Here is a 13264-nt window from a genome sequence, read left to right on the forward strand (position 1 = left end):
GCACAGGCCGATCCGGCGCGCGGTGTCCCGCGTCGCCTCGGAGCGCGCATAGCCCGTCACCTCGCCCGCCAGCCCGGCGCGCTTGATCGCCCAGAACATGGACGAGGCGATGAGGCCCAGACCGATCAGGGCGACGCGGTCATAGACCGGGTTCATGCGCGACCCTCCTTGAAGGCGCGCACGGCATCGACGACGGCACGGCATCCGGCCTCATCGCCCACCGTGATCCTGAGCGCCTGAGGCAGGTTGTACCCCGCCACCCGGCGCACGATCAGGCCGCGCGATTGCAGGAACAGGTCGCAAGCCTCGGCCTCACCCTGATCGGCGAAACGGGCCAGGATGAAATTTGCGCAGGACACGTCCGAGGGCACGCCCAGTTCAGCCAGCCGCGCGGCCAGCCAGCCCCGCCAGGTGGTGTTCTGCTCCCGGCACCGGGCGACCCAGTCCTGATCGCGCACCGCCGCCTCGGCCGCGGCCAGCTGCATGGTCGACAGGTTAAAGGGCTGGCGGATCCGGTTCAGCACGTCGATGATGTCGCGCGGCGCATAACCCCAGCCGATGCGCAGCCCGCCCAGCCCGTAAATCTTGGAAAACGTGCGGGTCATGATGACGTTGTCGCGGGCCGAAACCAGCCCGGCGCCACCATCGAACCCCTCGACAAATTCGGCATAGGCCCCGTCGAGCACCAAGAGCACATGACCGGGCAGACCGTCGGCGAGCCGTGTCACCTCGGCCTCGGAAATCATGGTGCCAGTGGGGTTGGCCGGATTGGCCAGGAAGACCAGCCGCGTGCGGTCGTTGACGGCGGCCAGGATCGCATCGACATCGACAACGCGCTGACGCTCGGGCACCTGAACCGGGGTCGCCCCCGCCATCCGCGCCAGGATCGGATACATCGAGAACCCGTGCTCGGTATAGATCACCTCGTCCCCCGGACCGGTATAGGCCTGGGCCACGAATTGCAGCACCTCGTCGCTGCCGACACCGCAGATGATGCGGTCGGGGTCCAGCCCGTGCACCGCGCCGATGGCGGCGCGCAGTTCGGCATGGTCGGTGCTGGGATAGCGATGCGCCTGCGCCGCGGTGGCCCGGATCGCCTCGACCCCCGCCGGGCTGGGGCCCAACGGGTTCTCGTTCGAGCTGAGCTTGATCACATTGGCCACGCCGTCCACATGGGCCTTGCCCCCCTGGTAAAGGGCGATATCCATGATGCCGGGCTGCGGGGTGAACTGGTTCATGCGGGGCGCTCCTGAAGATTAGCCCCTCATACCGGTCTCATTCGGCTGAGAAAAGACGCAATTCCCTCATGCGGCCTTGAAGCGCGCGGTGGCAGGATCCCCCTGATAGAGCGGCACATAGTCTCCGGTCCGCCGTGACAAGTCATTCACCGCGTCGATGATGAAGCGCACTGTGGCCTCGTCCATCAGGTAAGAGAAGTTGAGCCGCACCCAGCCGGGCTTGTGCATCTCGCGCCCGGCGGCCAGATCGGCATGCAGCGCCTCGGAGGTGGCCCGGTCGATCCCCAGCAGCCGGTGGCCGTAAGGACCGGCACAGGCACAGCCGCCACGCGCCTGGATGCCATGCACGTCGCTCAGCATCCGGGTGAACAACTGCTGATGCACCGGACGGCCAGCGTCGTCGCGCACCTGGAACGAAAAGAAGGGCAGCCGGTGACCCTTGTCGGTACCCAGCAGCATCAGGTGCGGATTGTCGGCCCATCCCTCCAGCGCCATGGTGTTATAAAGCGCCTCGCGCCGGGCGATCTCGTCCGCGCCCACCGCGTCCTTGACGATAAAGGCCAGCGCGGCGCGGATATCGCCGATCACGTTGGGCGTGCCCGCCTCTTCACGCGCGGCCAGGTCGGGGCTGTAATCATGGCCCCAGGGCGAGACGAAGCTGACCGTGCCGCCACCGGGCCAAGTCGGCACATCGCGCCGCACCGCGCCGCGATTGACCACCAGAACGCCCGAGGCACCGGGGCCGCCTGGAAACTTGTGCGGCGAGACCACGATGGCATCCTTGCGCAGCCCGCCCTCGCCCATGTCGATGGGCAGATAGGGCCCACCGCCCGCATAATCCCAGACCGACAGCGCGCCATGCGCCTTGAGCAACCGGGTCACGGGCACGGTGTCGGTGATGATGCCGGTCACGTTCGAGGCCGCCGAAAAGGCGCCGATCATCAGGTCGCTGCCCGCGTGTGCACGCAGCGCCGCGTCCAGCTCTGCCAGATCCGGCCCGCCCTCAGGCGCTTCGACGATCTCGACCACCTTGGCGCCGCTTTCGCGCCAGGGCAGGATGTTGGAGTGATGTTCGTATGGCCCGATAAAGACAACCGGCCGGTCAGCCTCCCCAATCCCAAACAGGCTGACCAGCCGGTTCAATCCGGCAGTGGCGCCCGACCCGGCAAAAATCACCGTGTCGTCTTCCGTGGCGCCGACACACCGGCCGATCTCGTCCCGCGCCTCCCTGCGCAGACGAGTGATGTACGATCCGCAAAAAGACGCCTCGGTATGGCTGTTGGCATAGAACGGCAGGACATGTTCGGTCACATACCGCTCTACCTGCCGCAGTGCCCGGCCCGAGGCGACGTAATCGGCATAGACCAGCGGCACGTCCCCGTTGAGGCCGGGGATCATCACCCCTTCTCCGATCAGCCCGTCGGCCAGGCGTCCGGCACGGGCATCACCTTCGATCACTTGGCGAAACTGGGAAAGGGTCATGTCTGCGGCCTCCTGCTGGTGAGGGCAGATTGACCTAACAAACCAGAGATTTTCTCACCTATCTTTAGTTGATTTTCCAATTTTTCGTGTCATTTGATAGAAGGCATGAAAAAGATAGACCATATTGACACAAGGCTGTTGAAAGAGCTGCAACGCGATGCCTCGCTCAGCCAGCGGGACCTGGCCGACCGTGTCGGGCTGTCGCAGAATGCCTGCTGGCGGCGGTTGAAGGCGCTAACGGATGAGGGCGTGCTCAAAGGCTCCACCGCCCGCGTCGCGCGCGAGAAACTCGGGCTCGATCTGGTGGTTTTCGTCATGCTGCGGACCCGCCACCATTCGGCGGAGTGGCTGCAAAAGTTCCGCACACATGTGCTGACCATCCCCGAAGTGGTGGATTTCCACCGCATCGGGGGCGACTACGACTATCAGCTCAAGGTGGTGACGCGCGACATGGCCAGCTATGACAAGGTCTATCAGCGGCTCATTGAGAAGGTCGAACTGGACAGCGTCACCAGCTATTTCGCGATGGAGGCGATTGCCGAGGGGCGGCCGCTGCCGCTTTAGACCTCGGGCTTTTCGATCATGTCCACGCGCGTTGCATGGCGGCCGCCTTCGAATTCGGCCGACAGAAACGCATCGACGATATCCAGCGCCAGCCCCTCGCCCACCACGCGGGCACCGATCGAGAGCATGTTGGCGTCATTATGCATGCGGATCATCCGGGCCGAGAACGTATCGGAGCAGACACCGCAACGGATGCCCGCGACCTTGTTGGCGGCCATCATGATGCCCTGACCGGTACCGCAGAGAATGATCCCCAACCGGCAATCGCCCGAGGCGACCCGCTCTGCCGCGGCGCGGCCATGTTTGGGGTAATGGGTGCTTTCGGTGGTTTGCGGGCCGATATCGACCACCTCCCAGCCCTGGGCCGAGATATGCGCGGCAACCGCGCGACGCAGTTCGATGGCAGCGTGGTCGCTGGACAGGACGATACGTTTGCTGGCGGTCATGACGGCAGGCTCCGAATTGCGCAAAGGGCTTTGGCCGCGCGATACCCACAGCGACCGACAGGGTCAACCCGGACAAAAGAAAGCCGCGCAGAATATGCGCGGCTTTCGGAAATCTCGGGAACTGAACGGATCAGTTCTTGGCGTAGTATTCGACGACCAGGTTCGGTTCCATCACCACTGCGTAGGGCACATCGCCCAGGCTGGGGGTACGGACGAAAGTTGCGGTCATCTTCGAGTGGTCGACTTCCAGATAATCCGGAACGTCGCGCTCGGCCAGCGACACGGCTTCGAGAACCGAGGCCAGCTGCTTGGAGCGGTCACGCACCTCGATCACGTCACCCTCTTTCACGCGGTAGGACGGGATGTTGACGCGCTTGCCGTTGACCAGAACGTGACCGTGGTTGACGAACTGACGGGCGGCAAAGACGGTCGGCACGAACTTGGCGCGGTAGACGACGGCGTCCAGGCGGCGTTCCAGCAGGCCGATCAGGTTTTCACCGGTGTCGCCCTTCACACGCTCGGCTTCGCCGTAGATGCGGCGGAACTGCTTTTCGGTCAGGTCGCCGTAATAGCCTTTCAGCTTCTGCTTGGCGCGCAGCTGGAGGCCGAAGTCGGACATCTTGCCCTTGCGGCGCTGGCCATGCTGGCCGGGGCCGTATTCGCGGCGGTTGACCGGGGATTTCGGACGACCCCAGATGTTTTCGCCCATCCGGCGGTCGATTTTGTACTTGGCAGACGTGCGTTTGGTCACGGCTGATCTCCTTCGTTTTGGTCGAGGCCCAAAGGGCCACTATGAAGGGCGTTGTCCTCTTGCCTTGCGGCATGACAGGCGATCCCTTGCGGGAGCCACCAACACCAATGAAGCCGCGCTTATAGCCGCGCGGCAGGGGGAGTCAACAGGGGTTTTGCAGGGGATGCGCGGAATGAACCGCCCGCGCATCCGGGATCGGCCTCAAGCGGCCTCGTGCAACATCAACGCCGCCTCGGTCGGGGTCAGGCTGCGCCGGGCAAAGCCGCCATAGAGGTAGGGGTCGATCTCGATCTCGGGCATGCGCTGCAACAGCCGCCGCCGGTCGGTCTCGGCCAGCGCCGAAAGCGCCGCGTGGGCGGGATGAAAGCTTTCGGTTTCGATGCCGTTGGCCCAGAGGATCTGGTGGCTGGGCAGCATGAGGTGGACATAGGTCACCTCGCGCAGGGTCAGGTCGACCATGATCGTACTGTCATTGACCAGGTCGCGCGCCGGTACCAGCACCTCGTCGGTGTTGAACAGCGCCTGCGCGGTCGGACCGCGCAGCAGCATCCGGTGTTCGGGCGAGACCAGCAACTCGGCGTCGGGCCGGTCGATGCCCAGCGCCCCCACCCGCATACGGATCGGGCGCAGGTGCGGCATCACGAACAGGCGCGCGCCGGTCATCCGGCGCTGGCCGATCCACTGGATCTCCTGCGGGCCGCTGTCTCGGGTCTGAACCTTGTCACCTTCGCGCAGCTCCTCGATCAGGCGCGGGCCGGTCGGCGTGGCGATGCGGGTTCCGGGGGTGAAACAGATCACCCCGCCGCGTTCGCGCGCGCCCGGCAGCGGATCGGCGCTGTTCAGGTTGTGATGCACCACCCACAGATCGGTATCGCGCGGTGGCAATTCGTCGATGAACATCAGCAGCGGCGGCGTGCCATTGCCTGTTTCGATCACGGTGATGGTGTAGCTCTGCGCCCCGTTGGTGACCACAAAGGCCTGATCCATCAAGGGGTCCTCGACCTCGACCGCCTCAACATCGGTACGATGCTGTACCGCCGCCCCGACCAGACGCCTCACCTTGCGGGCCGCGCGTTTGCGCAGCGCCTCTTCTCCGTCCGCCCGGTCCAGCCGCAACACGCCCGTGGGCCCATCCACCTGCACGGTCTCGCCACGCCATGACCAGACCGCCCCCGCGGTCAGCGCGTCGAGGGGAGCCCCCTCAAGACCATCCAAATCCGTTTGCGACCAGGAAATGACGAACGTGCCACGAAAGCCCGTTTTCATTTACCGTCTGCCTGCCTCAGTTTTTTTATTAACTTTTCGGTAGCAAATAATCGCCGATAGGGGAAGAACTTTGTTTCCAGTCCCTTAAAACGTGTTCTTAAGGCCGCACTGTTGCGGTCTGAGGCTGAATGGCGGGTACCCGCCGATGATTGGTCTGCTTGTTTTGACTTGTTTTGGCCGTTTTCCACCAGTCCTGTTTGGCTATCTTGTCCTCTCACCTTCTGATCGGAGACCAAGATGACCCTTACCCTGCCCTCTGTCTGCCCGCTGGATTGCCCGGATACGTGCAGTTTGAGCGTCACTGTCGAGGACGGCCGGGTTGCGCAGGTGCGTGGATCTGCGGCCAATCCCTTTACCGCCGGGGTGATCTGTAACAAGGTCGCGCGCTATTACCCTGATTTCGTTCATGGTCCCCGTCGGCTGACCCACCCCCTGCGCCGCACCGGGCCGCGCGGTTCGGGGGCCTATGAACCGATCAGCTGGGAGGGTGCGCTCGACCTGATCCACGAGGGGTTCTCTCGCGCAATCGCCACAGATGGGCCGCAGTCGGTGCTGCCGCTGAACTATGCCGGCCCGCATGGAGAGCTGGCAGGCGGCTCGATGGACCGGCGGTTCTTTTACCGGATGGGTGCGACGATGCTGGATCGCGGACCGCTCTGCGGCGGCGTGCGCGGCACCGCGTATACAAGTCTGTTCGGCTCTGCTCCCGGTATGCCACCGGAACAGGCCGAGCTGGCCGACCTGGTATTGGTCTGGGGCAACAATGTCACCGTCTCGAACCTGCATCTGATGCGGCTTCTCAAACGGGTCCGCGCGGCGGGCGGGCGGGTTGTGGTGATCGACCCGCGCCGGATCAAGCTGGCCGAACAATGCGATCTGCACCTGCAACTCCACCCCGGTTCGGACGTGGTGCTGGCACTGGCGCTGGCGGCTGAACTGGAACGACGCGGCGCGCTGGACCATGGTTTCATCGGCAAATGGGTGCTGGGCGCCGACCGGTATCTGGAGGCCGCGCGCACCAATGACGTGGACGCGGTGGTGCGCCATTGCGGGTTGACCCCGGTCGAGTTCCACATGCTGGCCGACTGGATCGCCGGAGCGCGCACCATGGCAACCTCTCTGGGCAACGGGATCGAGCGCGGCCGCTCGGGCGGGGCGGGCCTGCGCGCGGCAATGGCCCTGAACGCGCTGACCGGCCAGCATGGCCGCCCCGGCGCGGGCGTGATCGCCAAGCCCGGCCTCGCCTTTCCGCGCACCACGGCACGACTTCAGGGCGATCATCTGAAGCAGCCCGGAACGCGGGTGTTCAACATCGTCGATGTGGCGGCGCATCTGCTGGACGAGACGCTGGACCCGCCGATCCGTGCGCTGATGATCTACAACCACAACCCGGTGGCGACACATCCGGACCAATCCAACATGATCCGCGCGCTCAACCGGCCGGATCTGTTCATCGTCGGCGCCGATGTGACCATGACCGACAGCATGGCCTATTGCGACGTGATCCTGCCCGCCGCCAGTCATTTCGAGTTCGACGATATCTATGGCGCCTATGGGCAGACCTGGCTGCAACGGGCCGAACCGGTGATTGCCCCAGTGGGTGAGAGCCTGCCGAATACCGAGATCTTCCGCAGGCTGGCCGCCCGGTTCGGCTATGACGAGCCCGAGTTCCGCGACAACGACGCGGCGCTGATGGACCAGGCGATAGACGGCACCGATCCGCGTTTGGGGGGCCATGCGCCCAGTCAAATGCCGACCGATCGCGCGTTGGATATGGCAAGGCCTTCCGATGCGCCGCTGGTGATGTGCGACACCGTGCTGCCCGCCACGCCCTCGGGGCGGATCGAGCTGTACAGTCAGGATCTGGAGGATCGGTTCGGCTGCGGCCTGCCGCGCCATGATCCGGTTGCGCCCGACCTGCCCTTTACCCTGATCACACCCAGTTCGTCGAAACGCACCAATACCACCTTTGGCGGCCATAGCGACAGCCTTGACCCCGAGACGGTCGAGATGCACCCCGTGGATGCCGCGCGGCTGGAACTCAGCGATGGCGACCCCGTGGTTCTGCGCAATGGGCGTGGCGCGGTGGCGTTGCGGCTGAAGATCACCGACGCCACCCGGCCCGGCGTCCTCTACAGCCCCAAGGGCACTTGGCTCGAAAGCTCCTCCACCGGGCTGACCGTGAATGCGCTGATCCCCTCGGATATCCGAACAGATATCGAGAGGGGCGCCTGTTACAACGAGACCTTTGTTGAGGTGGATCGGGCCTAGGCCCGGTCGTCGCCCAAACTGCGGCGTTGCTGACCGTCGGGGGTGAAATTCTCGGGCGCCAGCCAATCGACAAAGCGCTGCCGCAGTTCGGGCCAGTCGCGATCCAGGACCGAGAACCAGGCCGTATCGCGATTGCGGCCCTTGTAGACGATGGCCTGTTCGAACAAACCGTCATAGTGAAACCCCAACCGTTCCGCTGCCCGGCGCGACGGCGCGTTCAGCGCGTCGCATTTCCACTCGTAACGACGATAGCCCAGCGTGTCGAAGGCATGAGACATCATCAGGAACATCGCCTCGGTCGCCACCCGGCTGCGTTGCAGAACCGGCGCAAAGGCGATGCCGCCAACCTCGATCACCCCATGCTCGGGCTGGATGCGCATATAGCTGGCAATGCCCTGCGCCTGCCCGCTGACCCTGTCGCAAATGGCGAAATAGAGCGGGTCCTCGGTCTTGCTCATCGCCTCCAGAAACGCCGTCATGTCGGCCTGCCCGTCAAATGGACCAAAGGGCAGATAGGTCCATCCATGCCCCTCGGTATCGGCGGCGAAGGCGTGCCAGAGATCGGCGCCATGACGGGCCGCCTGCAACGGCTCCAGCCGGGCAAAGCTGCCTTCCATCTGCTGCCGCCGGGGTCTTGGGCATCCCCGCCAACCCGGCAGTGCCGCCCCGATCGGCTGACCCAGTTCGTTTCTGCGTTCCATCATCTCCGCCCCTCCTGCGCTACTCTCTGTTTGCCCATAAGGTGGACAGCCGTTAACCTCCAAAATCAGAACAAACAGGCAAACCAATTTCATGAGCCAGACCTCTTGGCCCGCCATCTCGATTGAGCGCAACAGCCCGGTGCCGGTCTTTGAACAGATCTGTAGCGCCATCCGCGCCCGTGCCAGTACCGGCGCCCTGCCCGAGGGCACAGCGGTGCCGCCCACACGGATACTGGCGGTCGAGCTTGGCGTGTCCCGCTCGACGGTGGTAACCGCCTATGAGCAGTTGGTGGCCGAAGGGTATCTGCGCGCGCGCCAGGGCTCGGGCCATGTTGTCTGTGCCATGGGGGAAGTCGAGACCGCCCCGCCGGCCGCACGTACCCGACCGACGCAGGTCGAAACCGCCCCCGCCAAAGCGCGTCCTTTCGTGGCGGGCACGCCGGACATGCGGCTGTTTCCCTACCGGCAATGGGCGCGCACCGTGGCACGGCTCTGCCGCTCGAACCCGCAGGCGATGTTCACGACCGGTGACGCCTTCGGCAATCCGGCGCTGCGCGGCGCCATCGCTGCACATCTGCGCGACTGGCGTGGGGTCGAGGCCGCGCCCGAACAGATCATCATCACCGCCGGGGCCACCGATGCGCTGGAACTTTGCATGCGCAGCCTGTCGCGTCCCGGCGAGGTCATCGCGCTCGAGGATCCGGGCTATGGCCCATTGCGCAGCTTTGCCAAGGCACAGGGCTTGCAGCCGGTCTTTCTGCCGCTCGACGAACAGGGGGCGACGCTGCCGCCACCCGACACAGCGCCGCGACTGGCGGTGCTGACCCCCTCGCATCACTATCCGCTGGGCGGTGCCATGTCCCCCAGCCGTCGCAGTGCCTGGACACAATGGGCGCGGTCCGGCGATGCCTGGATCATCGAAGACGACTATGACAGCGAGTTCCGCTATGCCGGGCGCCCGATCCCCGCCATGGCCGGGTTCGATCCGCTGAGCCGCACCATCTATGTCGGCTCCTTTTCCAAGATCTTCTCGAACGCGCTGCGACTGGGCTACCTGATCGCGCCCGAACCGCTGCTGGAGCCGTTCCGCCAGACCGTGCGCCGGTTCGGGGTCCGGGCCAGTTCGATGCCGCAGCAGGCATTGGCCGAGTTCATGTCGAGCGGCGAGTTCTACCGGCATCTGCGCCGGGTGCGGCGGGTCTATGGCGAGCGCCGGCGCTATCTGCTGGACCGGCTGGCGCGGGAGTTTGCCGATTATGGAACCGCCGCCGACCATCAGGCCGGAATGCAGACGGTGCTGCACCTGCATCCCGGCCTTGATGACATGGCGCTGGCCGAGCGTGCCCGTGCGGCGGGGCTGACCGTTTCCGCCCTCTCGCGCTATTGCGCTGTGCCAGGGCGCGGCAACGGGCTGATCCTGGGGTTCTGCGCCTTTTCCGAGGCCGAGATGGACCCGGCCCTGGACACGATGCGTGCCCTGCTGGAGACGGCATGACACATAAAAGCGAAACGGACCCGCGCCAATCCGGCACAGGCCCGTCTGCAAGGGTCGGGGCCGGGCGGCAAACCGCCCGACACATTGGCTTTACTCGGCCGGCTTGCCCACGGTCAGGCCCAGCTTTTCACGTTTTCCATCGCGATAAAGCGCCTTGACCAGCGACACGCACATCAGCCCCATCACCACGGTAAAGGGCAGAGCACCGATGATCATCGCGCTCTTCAGCGCCTCCATCGGGTCGGCGCCGCCATTGGTCTTGCCCGCGATCAGCAGCGTACCGATCACCGCGGTCAGGATCACGCCCCAGACGATCTTGTGCTTGTTGCCGACTTCCTGATCGCCGCCCGACATGATGGTGTTCATCACCAGGATGCCCGAGTCCGCCGAGGTGACGAGGAAGGTCATGATCAGCACAACGCACATGACGGTAATCGCCGACAGGAACCCACCCGACAGCATCTGGCCCAGGGTCACGAACAGCTTGGCGGTGTTCGACGCGCCGATGATGGCGCCATTGGCATTGCCGGTCAGTTCCAGGTCGATGGCGGTGCCCCCCAGGACGGTCATCCATGCAAAGCAGACCAGCGCCGGGGCGAACAGGCAGCCGACGATGAACTCACGCACCGTGCGACCGCGCGAGATGCGCGCCAGGAACAGGCCCACAAAGGGCGAGAACGCGATCCACCAGGCCCAGTAGAAGGTGGTCCAGCCTGCCTGCCAGCCGAATTGACGGCCCGGCTCACCCGCGGCGTAGGCCGCGGCCAGAACCTCGTCGGACAGTGCGGCGGCTTCGCCTTCGAGGCCGGATTTGAACCCGTCAAACGAGCCCCAGGCATTGGTCGCCCCACCGCGCAGCGCATCGGCATAGGGAGCGGCCTCGGTCGGCAGAGCGGCGGCAAAAGCGGCCGGATCCTGCGGGCCATAAGCGCCAAAGCTGATCGAGAGGAAGTGGAGGATATAGTCCACCAGCGCCGAGGCATAGGTCGTCATGGCAAACAGGAACGAACCAAACACCACAAAGGTGAACAGCAGGATCAGCGACAACACCAGGTTGAGGTTCGAAAGGTACTTCACGCCGCGGCCCACGCCCGATACCGCCGAAATGACCGACAGACCCATGATCACGAAGAGACCCGAGATCAGGCCGACGGTGCCCGGTGCAGGCGCCTCGCCGGTCATGTCCATCATCCATTCCATGCCGGTGATGGCATACATACCATCGATGAACTGCGACACGCCAAAGCCGATGGTCACCGACACGCCAAGGATGGTTGCCACCACGCCCAGAATGTCGACCACATGGCCCAGGAACCCGTTCATCAGCGGGCCGAACAGCGGCGTCAGCGCCGAACGGATGGTCAGCGGCATGTCACGGGTATAGGCGTAATAGGCCAGCGCCAGGCCGGTCACCACATAGATCGCCCAGGCGTGAAAGCCGTAATGGGCAAAGGTGTAGCGATAGGCCGATTGCAGCGCCTCCTCGGAGTTGCCGGCAACAGCGCCCGAAACCACGACAGGGTTCGAGCCCCACAGGCCCAGCGGTTCGGCGGTGGCGAACACCATCAGGCCGACGCCCAGACCGGCACCGAACATCATCGAGAACCAGGAGAAGTTGGAGAACTCGGTGCCCTCGCCGGGCCGACCCATGATCCGCTTGCCGGTCTGCGGCAGCGCCGCCAGCACGAACAGGAACACGGCAAAGAAGCCGACGATGACGATGTAGAAGACGTTGAAATCCTCAAGCAGGCGCCAGTTCAGGCTGCCCAGAACGCCATTGGCATTCGCGGGCCAGACCAGCGCCCAAAGGACCAGGCCGACCATGATCGCCTTGGAGAACAGAGCGATTTCGACGCTATGTCCCTGATAGAAACCGGACGCGGCCCTTTTGACCTCGATCTCTGTGAATGGTGGTTTTATTGACATGCGATCCCTCCCTGACGCAACAATTTGCTTACTCTAGCGATCCCGCGCCGGTCAGAGTGACGCAGGACCGATGGTTTTTGTCGCAGAAGCGACGTCTGAAATGTCGCTTATGCCGCGATGATCTTTTCGATCCGTTCGAGGGTCGCGACGTTGACCGCGACTCCCTCTTCGCGCGAGCGGATTCGGCGGGCGCGACGCCCGTCGCCGGGCAAATGGGCGTTGTCCTGATCATGAACCGCCCCCGCCAGACGCGCAACCAATGGGGCAAACCGGTCACCCGAAGTCGCGCCGGGGTCGATCGCGATAAAGAACTGTCCGGTGCGCGGCGGCCCTCCCGCCGTGCCGGAAAAGGGCGAAGCGTCGATGCCCAGCGTCGCGCCCGTCAGCGCGGCGGCCATGGTCTCGACCAGCAGGGCAACCCCGACTCCCTTGTAGCCCCCCGATGGCGCCATCGAGCCTTTCAACCCGACCTCAGGGTCGGTGGTGGGGTTGCCGTCGGCGTCCAGTGCCCAGCCGACCGGGATCGGCTTGCCCTCGCGGGCGTGTTTCATCACTTCGCTCTTGGCGATGGTGCTGGCGCTCTGGTCGATCAAGATCGCCGGTTCACCATCCTCACCCGGCACGGCAAGCGAGAACGGGTTGGTGCCGACCACCGGTTTCGATCCGCCCGAGGGCGCGATCGAAGCGGGCGCATTGGTAAAGCCCAGCCCCACCAGCCCCGCCCGCGCAAGTCGGGCGGTGTGATATCCCAGCACGCCGCAGTTATAGCTGTTGCGGATCGCCAGAACGGCAACGCCCTGGCTGCGCGCCAGCGGCATCAGCTGGTCAAAGCCGAGATCGATCGCCGCATGGGCAAACCCGGTCGCCGCATCCGCGGTCAGCACCGAGGGCGCGGGACGGTCGAGCCGGGGTTCGGCCCGCCCGTCGACCTTGCCGCATTGCACATGCTCGCAATAGATCGGGATATAGAGCAACCCGTGGCTGGCGATGCCGTCGGCCTCGGTCGCGGCGGTGGCCACGGCCAATGGCCGGGCATTGGCCTCGGAGGTGCCAGCGGCCACCAATGCGCGAAAGCTCAGATCTTCGATCTCGTCCAGGCTCAGGGTTTTGGTTGCTGTCATGGC

11 protein-coding genes and 1 pseudogene are annotated in these 13264 nt (G+C 64.8%); 3 read left to right on the forward strand and 9 right to left on the reverse strand.

Annotated features, from left to right (window positions below; all coding sequences use genetic code 11):
• The 3 genes and pseudogenes from AC2FNY_RS03950 to AC2FNY_RS03960 form a co-directional block, all read right to left on the reverse strand.
• Positions 1 to 156 (reverse strand): annotated as a pseudogene (locus AC2FNY_RS03950) (prephenate/arogenate dehydrogenase family protein); the annotation flags it as partial.
• Positions 153 to 1238, reverse strand: coding sequence for a histidinol-phosphate transaminase (hisC, locus tag AC2FNY_RS03955; RefSeq protein ID WP_496801704.1), 1086 nt, complete (start codon positions 1236 to 1238; stop codon positions 153 to 155). The gene hisC and the pseudogene AC2FNY_RS03950, both read right to left, overlap by 4 nt.
• A gap of 66 nt (positions 1239 to 1304) precedes the next feature.
• Positions 1305 to 2720: an aminotransferase class V-fold PLP-dependent enzyme gene (locus tag AC2FNY_RS03960; RefSeq protein ID WP_496801705.1), complete on the reverse strand. Its 1416-nt coding sequence runs from the start codon at positions 2718 to 2720 to the stop codon at positions 1305 to 1307.
• Positions 2721 to 2825: 105 nt separating this feature from the next.
• On the opposite strand from AC2FNY_RS03960, the gene AC2FNY_RS03965 reads away from it, so the two are divergent.
• Positions 2826 to 3284, forward strand: coding sequence for an Lrp/AsnC family transcriptional regulator (locus AC2FNY_RS03965; RefSeq protein ID WP_234139818.1), 459 nt, complete (start codon positions 2826 to 2828; stop codon positions 3282 to 3284).
• Here the strand turns inward: AC2FNY_RS03965 and rpiB are convergent.
• The 3 genes from rpiB to AC2FNY_RS03980 all read right to left on the reverse strand — a co-directional run bounded on the left by rpiB (position 3281) and on the right by AC2FNY_RS03980 (position 5747).
• Positions 3281 to 3730 carry a ribose 5-phosphate isomerase B gene (rpiB, locus tag AC2FNY_RS03970; RefSeq protein ID WP_496801706.1) on the reverse strand — a complete coding sequence of 150 codons (450 nt, stop codon included), beginning with the start codon at positions 3728 to 3730 and terminating at the stop codon, positions 3281 to 3283. The two genes, AC2FNY_RS03965 and rpiB, sit on opposite strands and share 4 nt — an antisense overlap.
• 130 nt (positions 3731 to 3860) lie before the next feature.
• Entirely contained in the window at positions 3861 to 4481 is a 621-nt protein-coding gene (rpsD, locus tag AC2FNY_RS03975) for a 30S ribosomal protein S4 (RefSeq protein WP_234162687.1), read from the reverse strand.
• 201 nt (positions 4482 to 4682) lie between these two features.
• Positions 4683 to 5747: a Hint domain-containing protein gene (locus tag AC2FNY_RS03980; protein WP_234162688.1), complete on the reverse strand. Its 1065-nt coding sequence runs from the start codon at positions 5745 to 5747 to the stop codon at positions 4683 to 4685.
• Positions 5748 to 5984: 237 nt separating this feature from the next.
• Here AC2FNY_RS03980 and AC2FNY_RS03985 point away from each other — a divergent pair, with 237 nt between their 5' ends.
• Positions 5985 to 8018, forward strand: a complete 2034-nt coding sequence (locus AC2FNY_RS03985) for a molybdopterin-dependent oxidoreductase (protein WP_496801707.1) — start codon at positions 5985 to 5987, stop codon at positions 8016 to 8018.
• On the opposite strand, the gene AC2FNY_RS03990 is transcribed toward AC2FNY_RS03985, so the two are convergent.
• Entirely contained in the window at positions 8015 to 8722 is a 708-nt protein-coding gene (locus tag AC2FNY_RS03990; protein WP_496801708.1) for a GNAT family N-acetyltransferase, read from the reverse strand. The two genes, AC2FNY_RS03985 and AC2FNY_RS03990, sit on opposite strands and share 4 nt — an antisense overlap.
• 88 nt (positions 8723 to 8810) lie before the next feature.
• On the opposite strand from AC2FNY_RS03990, the gene pdxR reads away from it, so the two are divergent.
• Positions 8811 to 10214 carry a MocR-like pyridoxine biosynthesis transcription factor PdxR gene (gene pdxR / locus AC2FNY_RS03995; RefSeq protein WP_496801709.1) on the forward strand — a complete coding sequence of 468 codons (1404 nt, stop codon included), beginning with the start codon at positions 8811 to 8813 and terminating at the stop codon, positions 10212 to 10214.
• Between the two features lie 90 nt (positions 10215 to 10304).
• On the opposite strand, the gene AC2FNY_RS04000 is transcribed toward pdxR, so the two are convergent.
• Together AC2FNY_RS04000 and AC2FNY_RS04005 are read right to left on the reverse strand one after the other, a co-directional pair.
• The gene (locus AC2FNY_RS04000) at positions 10305 to 12140 is read right to left on the reverse strand and encodes a BCCT family transporter (protein ID WP_496801710.1); all 1836 of its coding nucleotides are present in this window, start codon (positions 12138 to 12140) and stop codon (positions 10305 to 10307) included.
• Positions 12141 to 12247: 107 nt separating this feature from the next.
• On the reverse strand, positions 12248 to 13261 hold the full coding sequence (locus tag AC2FNY_RS04005; RefSeq protein ID WP_496801711.1) for an Ldh family oxidoreductase: 1014 nt from the start codon (positions 13259 to 13261) through the stop codon (positions 12248 to 12250).
• Between the last annotated feature and the right edge of the window lie 3 nt (positions 13262 to 13264).

It is taken from the genome of Ruegeria sp. BHSC223, from assembly GCF_059613025.1.